Origin of the sequence: Phenylobacterium sp. (genome assembly GCF_044358365.1) — a bacterium.
Lineage (GTDB): Bacteria > Pseudomonadota > Alphaproteobacteria > Caulobacterales > Caulobacteraceae > Phenylobacterium.
Genome location: NZ_JBIKNZ010000073.1, coordinates 1 through 17220, shown reverse-complemented (window position 1 = coordinate 17220; position 17220 = coordinate 1). Strand labels below are relative to the sequence as shown.

16 protein-coding genes and 2 pseudogenes are annotated in these 17220 nt (G+C 65.3%); 7 read left to right on the top strand and 11 right to left on the bottom strand.

Annotated features, from left to right (window positions below; all coding sequences use genetic code 11):
• Nucleotides 1-233 precede the first annotated feature (233 nt).
• Both ACIQ3B_RS15515 and ACIQ3B_RS15510 read right to left on the bottom strand, forming a co-directional pair.
• A complete protein-coding gene (locus tag ACIQ3B_RS15515) occupies nucleotides 234-413 on the bottom strand; it encodes a YegP family protein (protein WP_397404131.1) in 180 nt (59 codons plus the stop codon).
• A gap of 102 nt (nucleotides 414-515) precedes the next feature.
• Nucleotides 516-695 carry a YegP family protein gene (locus ACIQ3B_RS15510; RefSeq protein ID WP_397404129.1) on the bottom strand — a complete coding sequence of 60 codons (180 nt, stop codon included), beginning with the start codon at nucleotides 693-695 and terminating at the stop codon, nucleotides 516-518.
• Between the two features lie 117 nt (nucleotides 696-812).
• On the opposite strand from ACIQ3B_RS15510, the gene ACIQ3B_RS15505 reads away from it, so the two are divergent.
• Nucleotides 813-1346, top strand: a complete 534-nt coding sequence (locus tag ACIQ3B_RS15505) for a hypothetical protein (protein WP_397404127.1) — start codon at nucleotides 813-815, stop codon at nucleotides 1344-1346.
• Between the two features lie 4 nt (nucleotides 1347-1350).
• Here ACIQ3B_RS15505 and clpB read toward each other — a convergent pair whose 3' ends face one another.
• The 4 genes from clpB to ACIQ3B_RS15485 all read right to left on the bottom strand — a co-directional run bounded on the left by clpB (nucleotide 1351) and on the right by ACIQ3B_RS15485 (nucleotide 5936).
• Entirely contained in the window at nucleotides 1351-3936 is a 2586-nt protein-coding gene (gene clpB, locus ACIQ3B_RS15500; RefSeq protein ID WP_397404125.1) for an ATP-dependent chaperone ClpB, read from the bottom strand.
• Between the two features lie 494 nt (nucleotides 3937-4430).
• Complete coding sequence (locus ACIQ3B_RS15495) at nucleotides 4431-4862, bottom strand: DUF1178 family protein (protein ID WP_397404123.1); 432 nt, start codon at nucleotides 4860-4862, stop codon at nucleotides 4431-4433.
• 8 nt (nucleotides 4863-4870) lie between these two features.
• Nucleotides 4871-5128 carry a glutaredoxin 3 gene (grxC, locus tag ACIQ3B_RS15490; protein ID WP_397404121.1) on the bottom strand — a complete coding sequence of 86 codons (258 nt, stop codon included), beginning with the start codon at nucleotides 5126-5128 and terminating at the stop codon, nucleotides 4871-4873.
• Nucleotides 5129-5174: 46 nt separating this feature from the next.
• Nucleotides 5175-5936 (bottom strand): ComF family protein, encoded by a 762-nt coding sequence (locus tag ACIQ3B_RS15485; RefSeq protein WP_397404119.1) that lies wholly within the window; start codon nucleotides 5934-5936, stop codon nucleotides 5175-5177.
• Between ACIQ3B_RS15485 and ACIQ3B_RS15480 the strand changes: the two genes are divergently transcribed.
• The gene (locus ACIQ3B_RS15480; RefSeq protein WP_397404118.1) at nucleotides 5935-6762 is read left to right on the top strand and encodes a methyltransferase domain-containing protein; all 828 of its coding nucleotides are present in this window, start codon (nucleotides 5935-5937) and stop codon (nucleotides 6760-6762) included. The genes ACIQ3B_RS15485 and ACIQ3B_RS15480 overlap by 2 nt on opposite strands.
• On the opposite strand, the gene ACIQ3B_RS15475 is transcribed toward ACIQ3B_RS15480, so the two are convergent.
• On the bottom strand, nucleotides 6759-7268 hold the full coding sequence (locus ACIQ3B_RS15475) for an FKBP-type peptidyl-prolyl cis-trans isomerase (protein ID WP_397404116.1): 510 nt from the start codon (nucleotides 7266-7268) through the stop codon (nucleotides 6759-6761). The genes ACIQ3B_RS15480 and ACIQ3B_RS15475 overlap by 4 nt on opposite strands.
• A 481-nt stretch (nucleotides 7269-7749) precedes the next feature.
• On the opposite strand from ACIQ3B_RS15475, the gene ACIQ3B_RS15470 reads away from it, so the two are divergent.
• Nucleotides 7750-8880 carry a zinc-binding dehydrogenase gene (locus ACIQ3B_RS15470; protein WP_397404114.1) on the top strand — a complete coding sequence of 377 codons (1131 nt, stop codon included), beginning with the start codon at nucleotides 7750-7752 and terminating at the stop codon, nucleotides 8878-8880.
• Nucleotides 8881-8908: 28 nt separating this feature from the next.
• Here the strand turns inward: ACIQ3B_RS15470 and ACIQ3B_RS15465 are convergent, their stop codons facing one another.
• Entirely contained in the window at nucleotides 8909-10036 is a 1128-nt protein-coding gene (locus tag ACIQ3B_RS15465; RefSeq protein ID WP_397404112.1) for a hypothetical protein, read from the bottom strand.
• 194 nt (nucleotides 10037-10230) lie between these two features.
• Here ACIQ3B_RS15465 and ACIQ3B_RS15460 point away from each other — a divergent pair, with 194 nt between their 5' ends.
• The gene (locus tag ACIQ3B_RS15460; RefSeq protein ID WP_397404110.1) at nucleotides 10231-11421 is read left to right on the top strand and encodes a cytochrome P450; all 1191 of its coding nucleotides are present in this window, start codon (nucleotides 10231-10233) and stop codon (nucleotides 11419-11421) included.
• Between the two features lie 16 nt (nucleotides 11422-11437).
• Here the strand turns inward: ACIQ3B_RS15460 and ACIQ3B_RS15455 are convergent, their stop codons facing one another.
• The gene (locus ACIQ3B_RS15455; RefSeq protein WP_397404108.1) at nucleotides 11438-12028 is read right to left on the bottom strand and encodes an arylesterase; all 591 of its coding nucleotides are present in this window, start codon (nucleotides 12026-12028) and stop codon (nucleotides 11438-11440) included.
• A gap of 90 nt (nucleotides 12029-12118) precedes the next feature.
• On the opposite strand from ACIQ3B_RS15455, the gene ACIQ3B_RS15450 reads away from it, so the two are divergent.
• Entirely contained in the window at nucleotides 12119-12799 is a 681-nt protein-coding gene (locus ACIQ3B_RS15450) for an ABC transporter ATP-binding protein (RefSeq protein WP_397404106.1), read from the top strand.
• Complete coding sequence (locus ACIQ3B_RS15445) at nucleotides 12796-15312, top strand: ABC transporter permease (RefSeq protein WP_397404104.1); 2517 nt, start codon at nucleotides 12796-12798, stop codon at nucleotides 15310-15312. The genes ACIQ3B_RS15450 and ACIQ3B_RS15445 overlap by 4 nt, the downstream gene beginning before the upstream one ends.
• A gap of 297 nt (nucleotides 15313-15609) precedes the next feature.
• Here ACIQ3B_RS15445 and ACIQ3B_RS15440 read toward each other — a convergent pair whose 3' ends face one another.
• A complete protein-coding gene (locus ACIQ3B_RS15440) occupies nucleotides 15610-16326 on the bottom strand; it encodes a hypothetical protein (RefSeq protein ID WP_397404102.1) in 717 nt (238 codons plus the stop codon).
• A 227-nt stretch (nucleotides 16327-16553) separates the two neighbouring features.
• Between ACIQ3B_RS15440 and ACIQ3B_RS15435 the strand changes: the two are divergent.
• Nucleotides 16554-16919: pseudogene (locus ACIQ3B_RS15435) on the top strand (alcohol dehydrogenase catalytic domain-containing protein); the annotation flags it as partial.
• 197 nt (nucleotides 16920-17116) lie between these two features.
• Here ACIQ3B_RS15435 and ACIQ3B_RS15430 read toward each other — a convergent pair.
• Nucleotides 17117-17220 (bottom strand): annotated as a pseudogene (locus tag ACIQ3B_RS15430) (IS5/IS1182 family transposase); the annotation flags it as partial.

Here is a 17220-nt window from a genome sequence, read left to right as displayed (position 1 = left end):
CCGCCTTCGCGAAGGCGGGCAATCGTACATCTCTCTTCCAGATCGAGCTGCTGGTAGCGGCATCCCATGGCAACACTCCCTCGCCAGAGTGTTGCACTTCGTTTGAGAACTCAGGGGACCCAGATGGCAGGCAGAGGCATGAGCCAGAGGCCGTACGGCGCTCATCCAACCAACCATTGCGCCCTATGATCTGGGTCCCCGCCTTCGCGGGGATGACCGGATTTTTGGTTGGCTCAGATCGTGGCGTCGAAGACTTCGGCGCCGGGGGTGTTCTTGCGGATATTCTCGATCGCCTTCTTGGCGCCGGACTTGGAGGAGTAGGCGTCGGTGGAGAAGACCACTTCGCCATTCTGGACGAACCGCACGCGGTGTTCGCCGACCTTGTCCTTGTAGATCTCGAACCTGTGGGCCATCGCGTGTCTCCTGTTTCAGTGAGCACAACTGCACCCAGCCTCCAAGTCTACCCTTGAAGGCCGGGGGTCAACCGCTGAACGCGACAAACCTGTGACGAACGATCAATCCGTGGTGTCGTCGATCTCGGCGTCCGGGCCGTTCTTCTTGATACTTTCGATGGCGTTCCTGGCTCCTGCCTTGGAAGCGTAGCCCTCTGTCGAGAACATCGTCTCGCTGTTGTACTTGAACCGGACGCGGAACTCGCCAGCCTTGTCCTTGTAGATCTCGAACTTGTGCGCCATGGGCCACCCCTGAGAAATGCGTAGGAACGAAAATGATCTTAGGCTCGCGCTCCCGCTCCGGGTCAAGCGCGTCGGAGGCTCTGGCCTGCAAAGAAGGATTTCGCGTATAAGGCGGTTATGTCGCGACAGCACCTTCTCTGCATCATCGCCCTCAGCGCCCTCACCACGGCCTGCGCCTCGCCCAGCCTCGGTCCGCCACCCCCGGCGCCCGCGCCAGTCCAGAACGCCACCTTTAACGCTGCTGACTTCGCCTGGTCACAACGGGCCGGCGCCAATGTGGTGGCTGGACAGGTCAGCCATCGCCAGGGCGCCACGGCCTATACCTGCGCCGGCTCCAGCGTGGTGCTGACGCCAGAGACGCCCTGGTCACGCCGCCGGATGGCCGCGCTCTACGGTTCCACCGAACGCGCCGCCCTGCCCAGCGACGACGTTCGGGCGCGCACGCCTAATGCGCCGCCCGGCGATGCGACGCCGTTTGTGAAGCGCACGACCTGTGACGACGCCGATCAGTTTGCCTTCGCTGGCCTGGCCGACGGCGCCTGGTATGCCATCACCATCGCCCGGCCCGCCTCCAACGCCCGGGGCGCCAGCATGGCGTTGATGCGCCGGGTGGTGGTGCGCGGCGGCAAGCGAGTCCCGCTGGCGCTCTGACGTCTCAGTGAACCTTGGCGCGGCCGATCTCCAGACCGTCCGCACCGCCCTGCACGTCGATGACCGCGCCGTCGTCCAGATTACCTGCCAGCAGCTTGCGCGCGATAGGGTCGATCAGCTCCTTCTGGATCACCCGCTTCAAAGGGCGCGCGCCATAGACCGGGTCATAGCCGCGCTCGCCCAGCCAATGCAGCGCCGCGGCGTCCAGGGCGATCGACATGCGCCGGTCGGCTAGCAGCCTTTCGACCCGTTGCAGCTGGATGCGGACGATGTCGTCCATCTCGCTGCGGCCCAGACGCTTGAACAGGATGATCTCGTCGATCCGGTTCAGGAATTCGGGGCGGAAGTGGTGGCGCACCTCTTCCATAACCAATGGGCGGGCCTTCTCGACCTCGTCGCCGTCGGCCAGGACCGCCAGATGCGATGAACCCAGATTCGAGGTCATGATGATCAGTACATTGCGGAAATCCACCGTCCGGCCCTGGCCGTCGGTCAGGCGACCGTCATCCAGCACCTGCAGCAGCACATTGAACACATCCGGGTGGGCTTTCTCGACCTCGTCGAACAGCACCACCTGATAGGGCCTGCGGCGCACGGCCTCGGTGAGCGCGCCGCCCTCATCGTAGCCGACGTAGCCGGGGGGCGCGCCAATCATCCGACTGACCGAGTGCTTCTCCATGTATTCGCTCATGTCCAGGCGCGTGATGGCCTGCTCGTCGGCGAACATGAATTCGGCCAGCGCCTTGGTCAGCTCGGTCTTGCCCACGCCCGTGGGACCCAGGAAGAGGAACGAGCCGATCGGCCGGTTGGGGTCCTGCAGGCCAGCGCGCGCGCGGCGGACGGCGTCGGAGACGGCGGCAAGAGCCTCCTCCTGGCCCACGACACGGTCACGCAAGCCGTCTTCCATACGCAGCAGCTTTTCGCGCTCGCCCTCCAGCATCTTCTCAACCGGCACCCCGGTCCAGCGGGAGACCACGGCGGCGATCTGTTCGGCGTCGACAACCTCGGGCGTCATGGCGTCGGCGCTGTTCTCGGCGGCCTCCGCCTCGGCCAGGCGCTTTTCCAGCTGCGGGATTTCGCCGTAGGCGATCTCTGAGGCGCGTTGCAGGTCGCCGCGGCGTTGCGCGCTGACGAGTTCCGCCCGCAGACGGTCCAGCGCCTCACGGCTTTGGGCGCCGGCGGAGACCTTGTCCTTTTCCGCCCGCCAGCGGCTGGTCATCTCGGCGGACTGGCCTTCCAGATCGTTGAGCTCTTCCTCCAGCTTCTCGAGGCGCGCCTTCGAGGCCGCGTCGGGCTCCTTGGCCAGTGCCTCGCGCTCGATCTTGAGCTGCACGACCCGGCGGTCGATCTCGTCCAGTTCCTCGGGCTTGGAATCCACCGCCATCCGCACCCGGCTGCCAGCCTCGTCCATCAGGTCGATGGCCTTGTCGGGCAGGAAGCGGTCGGTGATGTAGCGGTTGGACAGGGTGGCGGCGGCTACGATGGCGCTGTCGGAAATGCGCACGCCGTGGTGCACCTCATACTTCTCCTTCAGGCCGCGCAGGATCGAGATGGTGTCTTCCACGGAAGGTTCATCCACCATCACCGGCTGGAATCGCCGGGCGAGCGCGGCGTCCTTTTCCACATGCTTGCGGTATTCATCGAGGGTGGTGGCGCCCACGCAGTGGAGTTCGCCACGCGCCAGGGCGGGCTTGAGCAGGTTGGAGGCGTCCATCGCCCCGTCGCCCTTGCCGGCGCCGACCAGGGTGTGCATCTCGTCGATGAACAGGATGATCGAGCCCTCGGCCGCCATCACCTCGTTCAGCACCGCCTTCAGCCGCTCCTCGAACTCGCCGCGATACTTCGCGCCGGCGATCAGGGCGCCCATGTCGAGGGAGAGCAGCTTGCGTTCCTTCAGGGCCTCGGGCACGTCGCCGTTGACGATGCGTTGCGCCAGTCCCTCGACCACGGCGGTCTTGCCGACGCCGGGCTCGCCGATCAGGACGGGGTTGTTCTTGGTGCGGCGGCTCAGCACCTGGATGGTGCGGCGGATTTCCTCATCGCGGCCGATCACCGGGTCCAGCTTGCCGTCGCGAGCGTCCTGGGTCAGATCCCTGGCGTAGCGCTTGAGCGCATCGTAGCCATCTTCAGCCGAGGATGAATCCGCCGTCCGGCCCTTGCGCACCGCCACGGCGGCGTCTTCCAAGGCCTTGGCTGTGACCCCGGCGTCCTTCAGCAGCTTCTCCGCCTCACCGCCTTCCTTGGCCAGAGCGATCAACAGACGTTCGGTGGTGACGAACGCATCGCCGGCCGTTTTTGCGCCGGCCTCGGCCTCGGCGAACACACGGGCCGTCTCGGGCTTCATGTAGAGCTGGCCGGACCCGCCCTCCACCTTGGGCATGCGGGCCAGCAGGGCCTCGGCGGCCTTGTCGACCTCGTCGGGTCGCCCCCCGGCGCTCTGGATCAAGGCGCGCGACAGGCCGTCTCGCTCCTCGAGCAGCACCTTCAGGATGTGTTCGGGCGCCAACTGTTGATGGCTACGCGCCAGCGCCAGGCTCTGGGCCGACTGGATCGCCTGTTTGGCGCGGTCAGAGTAGATATCGATATTCATTCGGGGGTCCCCATCTCGGCGGAACGCAAGCAACCGCCTTCTGGAAGCACGGCCACTCTGCTGTTCTGAGATAGTGTGGCGCCATGGCCACACAAGGGGCCTTGATAGGGATCAAAGGGGGACGAGTTTGGCGCCCTCAGTCAGGGACAGGGCGGATCGCGGCCACCTAGAGGGGGTGAGCCCGCACGCGCCGTACGCCGGTCGGGTGAACACCGGCGTCAGGGAGCAAATCGTGTCGCCCTCAGCCCAGACCAACTGCTGTCTCCTGGTGATCTCGTGAAACAGGTCGGGATGGGCGCCCTTGGCCTCCATCGGCTGGATGCGCCCGCCTCAGGCAGGGACTGTAAAGGGCGCGGCGCACTCGGCTTTCCAGATCAGGGCCTTGGAGCCCCCGGGTCCGTAGATCTAAAGCGCGAAAGGCTGGGACTGGTCGATCTTGAAACGGCGCGGGCTCATCAGGAGACTAACGCGCGGTGCGGGCACAAGTTCAACCTTTAGTTCAGCTCGGCCTTCTTCGGGGGCTCCGGCGGGAGCGGCGCGACCGGCACGCCGTCCTCCACCAGGTCGCGAACCTCGGCCGGCGTGGCCTGGCCGTAGATGCCGCGCTCCTCGGATCGGCCCTCGTGGATGGCGCGGGCTTCGTTGGCGAAACTGTCGCCCACGTCGTCGAAGTTGGCCTCCACGTGGGCCCGGATCCGGCCGGCGGCCTCCATCATCATCGCTTGCATACGGGCGGGCTCGACGTCGCGCACGGTGCGGCGGGTGCCTGTAACGGCGGGGGCCATGATCTGTTTGCGGACGGCCTGACTGTCACAGACGGGGCACGCCACCAGGCCGCGACCCTGCTGGTCGTCATAGTCGCTGGACGAGCCAAACCAGCCCTCGAAGTCGTGGCCGTGATCGCAGGATAAGGCGTAGCGGATCATGTGACCGCTCAGGCGCCCTGCAGCAGGGCGTCCAGCTTTCCGGCGCGCTCCAGAGCCACCATGTCATCGCATCCGCCGATGTGCTGCCCGGCGATAAAGATCTGCGGGAAGGTGGCGCGGCCCGAGCGCTGGATCATTTCCTGGCGCTTCTCGGGATCGAACGCCGCCTCGACCTCGTCGAAGGCGATGCCCTTGGTTTCCAGCAATTCGACAGCCCGGATGCAGTAAGGGCAGTAAGGCTTGGTGTAGATGGTGACCTGGCTCATGGCGCTCTGGCGACAGTGTGTCTGTTTCACGACCATACATAGGACGTCAGGCCGTGTCCTGCACCCTTGCAATGACGGCAACGTCGACACGCGCCGCGCCTGCCGCCTTCAGCGCCCGCGCACAGCCTTCTGCGGTGGCGCCGGTGGTCAGAACGTCATCAATCAGGAGGATGCGCAGGCCTGCCACCCGGCTGGCCCGCGAGGCCGGGACGTGGAAGGCGTTCGCCACGTTGCGGCGCCGGCCGGAGCCTGACTTGCCGGCTTGCGTCGCGGTTGCCCGCCGCCGCACAAGTGCGTCCGGCAGGTAGGGTGTCCCACTCAGGACGGCCAGGGGCCGGGCGATCTCGGCAGCCTGGTTGTAGCGACGGCGCAGCAGCCGGAATGAGTGCAGAGGCACGGGCGCGATGGCGTCAGCCTCCTCGATCAACTCGCGCGCCGCCCGCGATAGCCAGCGGGCGAACATCGGCGCGAGGTCCAGACGGTCGGCGTGCTTCAGCTGCAGGATCGGCTCGCGCGAGGTTTCGTCATAGAGGCAGGCTGCGCGCGCCGCATCAAATGCCCGGGGCCTGGCCAGGCAGGCAGCGCACCGTGCTCCCGGATCAAAATCAAACGGCGTGCCGCAGCCGTCACAAACCGGCCCGTCCAGAAACCGGATCCGGCTCCAGGTTTCCGCGGTAAAACCGCCTGCCAGTGGGCGCGGCCCGCCGTCCAGCGCCTGTGGCGGGAACAGCATATCAAGCGCTCCACGCCACGCCGCCTGCGCTTTGGGCTTCCAACGGGCGGCGAAATCGCCATCTTCCGCGCTCATGCCCGCTTCTCCATCCCCTCTGCCGCCCCGCCTGTTTGACCGGGCGCTCCACCGCAAACGGCTGACGCGGGCGGCGCATGGCTTTGCGGAGGCGGACTTCCTGCATCGCCGCGCAGCCCTGGATCTGGCCGAGCGTATCGGCCCCATCCTGCGCACCTTTCCTCTGGCCGTCGAGCTTTCCGCGCGGCGGGGTGCGTTCCGGGAGGCGCTGGACGAGGCGGCGTCGGATCGGGTGGGCCACCTGATCGAGGCTGACCTGTCCTACGACATGCTCGCCGGTCGAGCTGACACGCGCTTGGTCGCTGACGAGGAGCGGCTGCCGTTCGCCGCGGCCAGTCTCGACCTGGTGGTCTCGACCCTGGGGCTTCACTGGACCAATGACGTCGTGGGCGCATTGATCCAGATCCGCCGCACACTGAAGCCTGGCGGATTGTTCCTTGGCGCCTTCCTCGGCGGGACAACCCTCACCGAGCTGCGCCAGTCGCTGGTGGCCGCCGAAAGCGAGATCCTGGGCGGCGCAGGCTCGCGCATCTCGCCCTTCGCCGACTTGCAAGACGCTGCGGGCCTGCTGCACCGCGCCGGGTTCAAGGAGCCGGTGGCCGATGTGGACACGGTGACGGTGACCTACGATCACTCGCTCAAGCTGATGTTGGACCTGCGTCGGATGGGCGAAACCAGCGTGCTGGCTGACCGTCACCCGAAGCCCTTGACCCGAACCCTGCTGGCGCGCACCGCCGAGATCTATTCGGAAAGGTTCGCCCGGCCCGGCGGTCGCATCGCAGCGACCTTCGAGATCATCACGCTTACCGGCTGGGCGGCCGGTTAGTCACCTTCCGGGATCGCGATCAGCTCGATCTCGAACAGCAGGGTGCTGTTGGCGGGAATGGGGTCACGGTAGCGCGCGCCGTAGGCGATTTTCGAGGGAATGACGAACGTCCAGGTTTCGCCCACCCGCATCATCGGCACGCCCTCCTGCCAACCCTTGATCAAGCGCGGCAGCGGGAAGGTGGCGGGTTCGCTGCGGGCGCGCGAGGAATCGAATACCCGCCCGTCGATGAAACGACCCACATAGTGGATGGTCACGACCGCATCAGGCGCAGGCATGGGGGCGGAACCCTTCGCAGCCTTGACCTTGCGGTACTGAAGGCCGCTGTCGGTGACCTTCCAGCCGGGCCGCTGGAGGCTCCAGGCCTCATAGGCCGCCTGGCCCTGTTCCCATTGCTCTTGCGGCGTGCCGGAATAGGTCACGGGCGCAGCGGCAGGCAGCGCACGGGTGGCGCAGGCGCCCAGGGCCAGAGTCGCGGTGAGGGCGAGGATCAATCGTGTGGTCATGTCAGGTCCGGGAAAGCCAAGGCAAGCTTCCTAGAACGCAGCGATGTCAGGGGGAAGTGTCGGCTGGCCTGCCGCCCGACAAGGAGGGGGCTGGGGGGGCTTTTCAGGATCCGAACCGGAGACTGACCAACCGACAAGTGCATTGATGACGCCCGCTTGTGTTCAGGTCGGGCCGGCATTGAGACCATTTCGAGGCGTTGTTCCCGAGCCACAGGCGCCGCATCATTTTGTCCGGACAGTTTGATGCGCCTTGCAATACCGCCCGGGCCGGATGAACTGGCTGCAACGGCGTTCGCTTCAACCGCGAATGTCAGGGCGTGGGGCCCTGCGGCGCTTCCGGAACCTTTGGTTCCGCGCGGATAATGACGAAGCGGCAGAGGCGGTCCGAAAGGGCCGCCTTCCTTGCATCCGCCAAAGACATTGCGCGCTACCGCATCAAAGGCCATGTGGTTTCCCAACGATCAAACCCTTAGGAAACATCATGACGAGCGCCCTGCCGACCCAAGGCCTGCAACTGAGATCGCTGATCAAGTCCAGCGGCGAGCTGGAATTGTCGCTGGCCACCGTTGATGTGGCCGCGCCGGTCGGCGACGAGATCCTGGTCCGGATCGAGGGCTCGCCGATCAACCCCTCCGATCTCGGGCTGTTGCTGGGGGCCGCTGATATGTCGACGGCGACGGCCGGCGGCGGGGTGGTCACGGCCAAGGTGGCGCCGGCCATGATGCGCGCTATGGCGGCGCGGGCCGATGAATCCATGCCGGTCGGTAACGAGGGCGCCGGCACCGTGATCGCCGCCGGCCCTGGCGAGGCTGCGCAGGCGTTGCTGGGTCGCAAGGTGGCGATCCTGGGCGGCGCCATGTACGCCCAATACCGCACGGTGAAGGCGGCCGACGCCCTGGCCCTGCCCGAAGACGCCAGCGCTGCCGACGGCGCATCCTGCTTCGTCAATCCGCTGACAGCGCTGGGCATGGTCGAGACCATGCGCCGCGAGGGCCACACCGCCCTGGTCCACACTGCCGCCGCCTCCAACCTGGGCCAGATGCTCAACAAGATCTGCCTCAAGGACGGGGTCGAGCTGGTGAACGTTGTCCGTAGCCCGGAACAGGCGAAAATCCTGACCGACATCGGCGCAAAGCACGTGGTGGACTCCAGCGCCCCCACGTTCATGGAAGACCTGGTCGCCGCCCTGACCGCGACCGGCGCAACCCTGGCCTTTGACGCCATCGGCGGTGGCAAGCTGGCCAGCCAGATCCTGAGCGGCATGGAACAGGCCGCCAATTCCAGGCCCGGCAGCTACAGCCGCTACGGCTCCACCACCTACAAGCAGGTCTACATTTATGGTGGTCTCAGCACGGCGCCGACCGAACTGGTCCGCAGCTATGGCATGTCGTGGGGCCTGGGCGGCTGGCTACTGACGCCCTTCCTCATGAAGATCGGCGCCGCCGAGGCCCAGAAACTGCGTCAGCGGGTCGTCCATGAATTGAAGACGACCTTCGCCAGCCACTACACCGCCGAGATCTCGCTGCAGGAGGCGCTACAGCCCGAAGTCATCGCGGCCTACAACCGCAAGACAACAGGTGAAAAGTATCTGATCAACCCCAACAAGGGCTGATGTCCGCGCGGGCGGCGGTGAACGGGGTTCAGGCGGCCCGTTCCACACCGTCCGGATCCGTGACGCATTGCAACCCGTTCTCGAAGTCCATGAAGATATCCATCAGTTCGTCGGGACTGACTGCCACCCGCCGACCCCGGGGAAATCTGAAGCGCCAGAAGCTGGCGATGTGCTGGACGGCGCCCGATTGCTCGCCCAGGGACATGAACATGTTGGGCGCGGCGAGGAGAAAATCCCTGAATGCTGTGGGCCGGCCATCAACAGTCAGGGACGAATAAGCATCGTCGTAGACAGAGAGCATCTTCTCAACGCCCTTCACAGCCTGCGCGATCGCCACCTCAAGTCGCATACGCGCCCTGGGAAGATAGTGGGTCGTCTCCAGTGAATTGGGGCCGCGCGCCCGGATTTCGGTGACCTCCTTCAGGATCCCGGTCAGCTGCGGAGCCATGTCCGTCAGGACCCACTTGTAGTAGAGGAACCCGCGCCATCCGAAGACGCCATCGGCATAGTCCTTGTCGCTGAGACGCAGGACCTCCTTGAGCGGCCCGAATCCTTCGTCGGGCGAATTGGAGAGTAACTTGTCCACCAGCCTCGTCGCCGCGAAGCCCGAGTCGCTGGACTGGCCGGACGAGAGACGCACCAGCGCCATCACCTGTTCCCGAACGAAGGCGTACATGCGCTCCAGATCGGGATCGGAGATGGCGAAATAACGCCGGGCCGGCTCGATGCCGTTCCGCTTCAGATGTTCCCGCAGGAGGAAAGGGTCCAGGGAGGGCAGTTCATCGATCAGGTCCAGGACCAGCCGATCCCGCCGCCCCGGTCGCATCCCTTCTCCAAACATTTCGAAAGCAGCCTGATCGAAGTCATTCTGGCCCATCATCAGATACCTGGCGCCGAGCTTCAGGTCCGTTGCATCAATGGGGGCCATGATCTTCGTCGTGGACGACAGCGGCTTCTGGAAGAGGTCGAGTTCGTGCGGGCGTAGCCGATGCTTGACGATAATGCTGCCGTTGAGATTGCTGTTCTCGAAGAAGGGGCGCTCGTTCATCGATGGATCGAGCTTTGCCTGACGACGCGCGGCGACCAGATTAAGCACGCGCGCCGTGGACGCCGACTCTTCGAGAGCGATCAGACTTCGGACGTTTCGATCTTTCACGAAAATTCTCACCACACCAGAGTTTGACCTTGGGATTGCAGGATGAGCCCCAAATGAGAATTTCCTGCTAAATTCAGGACACAGAGCGCAAAAATTCAGTAACCATGTCCTTCTCGACAGGCGACGGCCCAGCGATCTCTTGCGTTACCTGCGGACAAGGACGTCCAATTCCCAATAAGGCCAGGGCGCACCACATGAAAATTGATCTGCTGTCTCCCGCCAGCTTCGCCAGCGGACAGCCGCATGTGCAGTTCGACTGGCTCAGGACAAACGCGCCGGTCCAATGGCACGACGAGCCGGGTGGCAAGGGCTTCTGGGCCGTCACCCGCCACGCCGATGTATGGGCTGTAGATCGGGATTTCGAGACCTATTCGTCCGAGCCCACGATCATGATCACCGACCCGTCGTCCGAGATGGGCTTTGGCGGCCACAAGATGATGCTGATGATGGATCCGCCGGAACATACGGCCTTCCGCAAGCTGATCCGGTCCGAATTCACGGAGCCAGCCGCCCGCCTGCGGCAGGGGCGTATTCAGCAACTGGCCCGGCAGATAGTCGACGCCGTGATTGATCGGGGCGAATGCGACTTCGTGGACCAGATCGCTGGCGAGATGCCTTCATTCGTGATTGCCGAATTGATGGGCTTGCCGCTGGAGGACGGTCGCGAACTCTACAAATTGACCGAGATCATTCACACGGCGCCCGAGGCCCTGCCGCCCGGCGCCGGCGGCCAGGCCGTGATGAAGATGTTCGAGTATGGCTCCCGGGTGATCGCCGAGAAGCGGGCGCGACCCGGCGATGATCTGGCGTCGCGCCTGCTGGCCTGCGAGGTGGATGGCCGCAAGCTGGACGACATGGAGTTCCTGCTGTTCTTCCTGCTGCTGGTCGACGCAGGCGGCGACACCACCCGCAATCTGCTGTCTGGCGGACTGCTGGCGCTGATGGAGAACCCGGACCAGTACGCCTGGCTGATGGCTGACCTTGACGCCCGCCTGCCGAGCGCGCGGGAGGAACTTCTGCGCTGGACCAGCCCTGTGATCTACATGCGCCGGACGGCGACGCGGGCCGCGATTCTCGCCGGCCAGGCCATCCGGGCCGGGGACAAGGTGGTGATGTATTTCGGGTCGGCCAACCGCGATCCGGCGGTCTTTGATCGGCCTGATGTGCTGGATCTTTCGCGTCCCGAGAATCCCCAGATCGCCTTCGGCACCGGCCCGCATGGCTGCCTTGGCCAGCACATCGCCCGGATAGAAATCGACGCCATGCTGCACGAGGTGCTGACCCGGATGACGGACTTCAGGCTGGCTGCGCCCGTCGAGTGGCTGGCATCGAATTTCATCTCCGGCCCGAAAGCGATGCCCTTGAGATTCAGGTCTGCCCCTTAGTTGGGAAGGATCGATTTTACCGCTTCAGCGCCTTGGCCACCACCGGCGCCAGCTTCGCCGTGATGACCTGAACACCCTGTGCGTTGGGATGGATCCCGTCCGGCTGGTTCAGGTCGCGGCGACGGGCTACGCCGTCGATCAGATTGGGATAGAGTGGCACGCCGTGAGTTTTGGCCAGGCTGGAGAAGACGGCGTTGAAATCCCTCGCATAACCCCCGCCCACTTCGGCGGGCGCTGTGATGCCCACCAGCAATACGGGAATCTTGCGGGCCTTCAGTTTCCTGATGATGCCGTCGAGGTTGGCCCGGGTGCGTTTGGGGTCCAGCCCCTGCAGCAGGTCGTTGCCGCCCAGCGCCACAATGGCAAGGCTGGTGTCTTTCTGGACGCTGAAGTCGACCCGGCCCAGACCGCCGGCCGTTGTGTCGCCGCTGACGCCAGCTGCGCGCACGACATTGGCCACGCCCATCCGGGTAAGCGCCGCCTGCAGCTGGTTCGGCAAAGCGGCCCTTCCGGGGAGGCCATAGCCTGCCGTGATGGAGTCTCCCAGCAGGGTGATGACCGCCGGCTTCGCGGCCAGAGCCGGCCAAGCGGCCACAAATAGCGGCAAAGCGAAAAAGGTTCTGCGAGAGGGTCTTGGCGAGGTCATGAACGTCCTATGTAAGGGAGCTGTCGCATCACTCAACTGCCGGGGACCTCATTGGACGATTTACCGCCGCTCGTGCTGGACAATGTGGGTTTGACCCTGCCGTCCTCGGCCGGTCCTGTCGAAATTCTCCGCAACCTCAGCCTGACCCTGAACAAGGGCGAACAGGTGGCGCTGATCGGCGCCTCAGGCTCCGGAAAATCCTCCCTGATCGCGGTGGCCGCAGGTCTGGAGCGCCCCAGCACCGGGCGCGTGGAACTGTTTGGCCAGGACCTGGGGGCCCTCGATGAGGACGGCCGGGCAAAACTCCGGCGAGGTCGCGTCAGCCTGGTGTTTCAATCCTTTCACCTGCTGCCCAACATGACCGCCGAGGAAAACGTAGCCGCCCCGATGGAAATCGCGCGCAAGCCTGGCGCGATGGATCAGGCGCGACACTGGCTCGACCGCGTGGGCCTCAGCGCGCGGGCGCGGCACTATCCGCACCAGCTGTCCGGCGGTGAGCAACAACGCGTCGCGCTGGCGCGGGCGCTGGCGCCTAGTCCGGCCTTGCTGTTTGCCGATGAACCCACCGGCAATCTCGACAGCGCCAATGCCCGTATGGTGGCCGACATGCTGTTCGATCTGGTCAACCAGACTGGCGCGGCGCTGTTACTGGTCACCCACGATCCAGCTCTGGCGGCGCGGGCCCAGCGCTCGATCACCCTTCGCGACGGCCGTCAGGTCGAGGCTGCATGACCCCGCTATGGTTGCGGTTCGCAGCGCGGGAACTACGGAGCGGCGTCAAGGGCTTCCGCATATTCCTGGCCTGTCTGGCGCTGGGCGTGGCCGCCATCGCGGCGGCCAGCTCGACGGCGGAGGCGTTCCGGCGTGGGCTGGCCAGCGAGGCCCGCGACATCCTGGGCGGCGACATCGCTGTTTCGGTCAACCAGCGCCAGATGACGCCCGCCGAGCGGCAGAAGCTGGAGGCGCGTGGGCGCGTGACCTATTCGGTAGCCTCTCCAGCCATGGCCGAGGCGCCCTCCGGCGAGCGGCGACTGGTGGAGTTCAGGGGCGTGGACAGCGCCTATCCGCTGGCCGGCGCCGTCACCCTCAGGGGCGGCGGCGGCCTTCAACCCGCCCTCGCCCGCCGTGACGGCGTCTGGGGCGCGGCCGTCGAACAATCCCTGCTGGATCGACTGAACCTGAGTGTTGGCGACACCTTCCTGGTCGGCAATGTGCCGATGCGGGTCAACGCCGTGCTGGAACAGGAGCCCGACCGGCTGTCGCGAGGCTTCCAGCTGGGACCAAGGGTGCTGACCGCGCGCGGCGCCCTGGAACAGGGTGGGATGCTGAAGCCGGGTCTGCCATTCGGTGAAACAGCGCGGATCGCGCTGAAGCCCGGGCTGGTCATGGCCCGCGAGAAGGTCAGCGTGCAGCGCGACATCAAGGGCGGCGTTCGCGTGCGGGATCGCAATGACGCCGCGCCGGGCGTCAGCCGGATAATCGACCAGTTGGAGTACTTCCTGGGCTTCATAGGTCTGGCCTCGCTGGTGGCGGGAGGCCTTGGCGTGTTCGGCGCCGTCAGCGCCTATGTGGACAGTCGCAAGCCCGCCATCGCGACCCTTAAAGCCCTCGGCGCGGAGAGCGGTCTGATCCGCGATATCTATCTGGCCCAGATCGGATTGCTGTCGTTTGTGGGGGTGGCCATCGGTCTGGCGGTAGGGGCGGCGACGCCCCTGGCGCTGGGTGCGGCGATTCAGGGCGATCTACCGGTGCCCGCCCTGTTCGCGATCTATCCGATGCCGTTGCTGAAGGCCGCCGCCTTCGGCGTGCTTTCGGCGGCAGCGTTCTCCCTGGCGCCGCTGGCGCGGGCGCGGACCACGCCGCCGGCCAGCCTGTTCCGCAGCGACATGACTGGCAGGCTGACCTTCGGCCCGGAGATGATCGGCGCGCTACTGGCCGCGGCTGGCCTGGGCGGGCTGGCGATCTGGACGGCCCCCACGCCGTTTGCCGCCACCATCATGATCGCCGGCGTCGCCGTAGCCTTCGTGCTGCTGTGGGCTGCCGGTTGGGGTGGGGCGAAACTGGCCGGACGGATGCGCGGCGGTACGCGCGGATCACTCCGGATCGCGCTCGCCAATCTGGCCGGGCCCCGCTCGGCAGCGCGCACGGCCGCGCCGGCCATCGGCCTCGGCTTTGCGTTGCTGGCCGCCGTGGTGCTGATCCAGTCCAGCCTGCTGCGCCAGATCTCGATCATCGCGCCGCAGACGGCGCCGGCCCTCGTCTTCACCCAGGTGCCCGCCGAGCGGGTGACCGAGTTCGACGCCGAGGTGGCCAGGGGCTATGGCCGCACGCCTGACGCCAACACCTATCTGCGCGCGCCGTTCCTGACGGGCCGCATCATCGCCGTGCGCGGCCAGCCCGTGGTGAAAGACAAGCTGGGCCGTGAGGGACGCTGGGCCTACGACAACGACATTAGCCTCTCGGCCCTGGGTCCCGAGCCGCCGAACGCGGGCGTGGTGGAGGGCAAGTGGTGGGCCGCCGACTATGCCGGACCGCCCCTGCTGGCGATGGGTCAGGATCCGGCCCGCGCCGCCAACATCAAGATCGGCGACGAGGTCACGATTTCAATCCTGGGCCGGGAGATCGTGACGAAGGTTGCTGTCATCCGGCGCGTGGACTTCGGCAGTTTCGGCGCCAGTTTCCCGCTGGTGCTGACACCTTCGGCCATTGAAGGCGCCAATCCCCGCCAGTTCGCCATCGCCAAGGCCACCCTGGCCGAGGAACAGCGGATCTTCCGTGGGCTGGGCGCAGCGTTTCCGGAGGTGAACATCATCTCGGTGCGCGAACAGCTTGAGGCCGCCACAGAACTCTTCGATCGCGTCGCCCTGGCCGTGCGCGGCGCAGCGGCCGTGGCCCTGATGGCGGCGCTTCTGGTGCTGGCCGGCGCCATCGCCGCCCGGGCCGTCGAGCGAACCCGCGAGGCCGCCATCCTCAAGGTGCTGGGCGCCAGCCGGGCCCAGGTGCTCAGCGCCTACGTGCTGGAATATGGCCTGGTCGGCCTCATCGCCGGCGCGGCTGGCGTGGCGCTGGGGTATGCGGCGGCCTGGCCCGTGGTGGTCCGCGTCTTCGAGACCGAGTGGAGCGTCGACTGGGGCGGCGTCTTCACGCTCCTGGCCATCGCCTCGCTACTCGCCGGGATCGGCGGACTTCTCGCGGCGTTCCAGGCCCTGTCGAAACGTCCTGCGCCGGCGCTGCGCAGCGAATAGGCGACGTCGAGGGCAAGCCCCGCACCCGGTTGCAGAACCGGTTCCAGACGCCTCGCCGCCGTTGTTGGCCGAAGGTGAACGCGCGGACTGCGGCGCCTAGATCACGTCGAGATTGGGTTGGATCAATCCAATCTCGACGTGATCGCCCTCATATATTTGGAGCGGGTTGCGGTCGGAAAACCAGTTACCGCTTTTCCTCAACCCGCTCACATCTAGCTTTCGGCAGAGGGATGAATTCGAGCGAAGGCTTGTGGAAGATCCGCTGCGGCATCGACTCCTCCGCCAGTTGGCCGGAACCTAGTTCTCGATCACAACGGGCGCGTCGAAAGTCGTAATCTCGCCATCGACACCGTACCTCGCCTTCACGCTGGCGTGCCAAGCGGGATTAAACCAGGCATCGGCTGACGCCTTGTCTGCAAAGAAATAGATGCCGCCAATGCGACCGTCCTCGGCGATAGAGAACCACTTGTGCACCAGTCCTGGGACTTTCTGATAAGTCGGCACGGCTTCATTGATGCCCGCAAGGATCGAATCCCGGGGCGTCTGTGGCGGTAGCTTGATGCGAACGATGCGCACAACACCGGTGGCCTTATTCAAGTCGAACGTAGCGGCTGCAGGACCATCGATCGCCACGGGAATTTCAAAGCGAGTCACTGTCCTCTTACCCTTCGCTTTGGCGCTGATCTCGGCAAGTAACGGGCTCGCAAGATATGCATCTGCAGATTTCCTGTCGTTCAGCAAGTATACGCCACCATAAGTATTTCGATCAGAAAGCACGAAGTACTTGGTTCTGAGGCCGGGTACGGACTTGTATTTTGGAGCCAGACTCTTGAATCGCCCGATGACGATGGGTCTGGGGGCAAACCGCGGCAGTTCGCGCTCAAGAACGATGGCGTAAAGATTCTTCCCAGTCGAATGGCGACCCGTCCGGGCTTCAGCCTGAGCTCCGGACCAAGCAAGGATTGACAACAATGCGGCGACTGCGGGCCGCTTGACGAGTTGGACTTTTAGCATGCGAAAGACTCCGGTCTTGCGTGGAAGAACCCTCTCCACTCCCTTCAAATGGCGCCTGTCGAACGCGACGAACAAACCAGATCCGGCCCGTATACGTTAGCTGAAATAAGCTATCACACGCCGCCGCCACCCGCCTTGCTAGCTGAGCAGGATTCAGCTGTGGGCTGCCGAACTAAGGCGTCTTCGGTTCCAGATCTGTCTAGAGAGTCCAGCAGGGAGACCGTTCGATGCGCCAGCTAACGTTTATCAAGCCCGGAGTACTGGAATGGTGGGAAGTCGCCGCCCCCCGTCTGCAGGCAGACACTGACGCTATCGTTAGGCCCCTGGTCGTGGCGCGATGCGACCTTGATCTGTACATCGCGACAGGTGTCGTCAATTATCCTGGGCCCTTCGCCTTTGGGCACGAGACGATTGCGGAAGTCGTCGAGGCTGGTCCCGCATCCGCTGTTTCCCCCGGCGAGAGGGTTGTGGTGCCTTTCCAGCTTTCCTGTGGCTCATGTGGCGCCTGCCGTCGAGGCTGGACCAACAGTTGTGAAGCTTATCCATTCGGCGCGGCCTACGGCCTCAAACCAACGTCCGGTACGGAATTCGGCGGCGCCCTTTCCGACCTCATGCGCATACCCTTCGCCGATCACATGCTGACGCCCCTGCCCGAGGGCGTGGATCCCGTGGCTGCAGCAAGTCTTTCGGATAACATCGCCGACGGTTGGCGGGCCGTGGGGCCGCAACTCGCCGAACGGCCCGGAGCCACGGTTCTGGTGGTAGGCGGCCTAGGCTCAGGACTCATTGATCATAGCCAGAAGATGACGGTGGCAGCGAGAGCGATGGCGGACATGAAGGTGTGTGCGCATCGGTCGTATCGGGTGTGGATGCGCCGCCAGTCCTTGAGGCGTC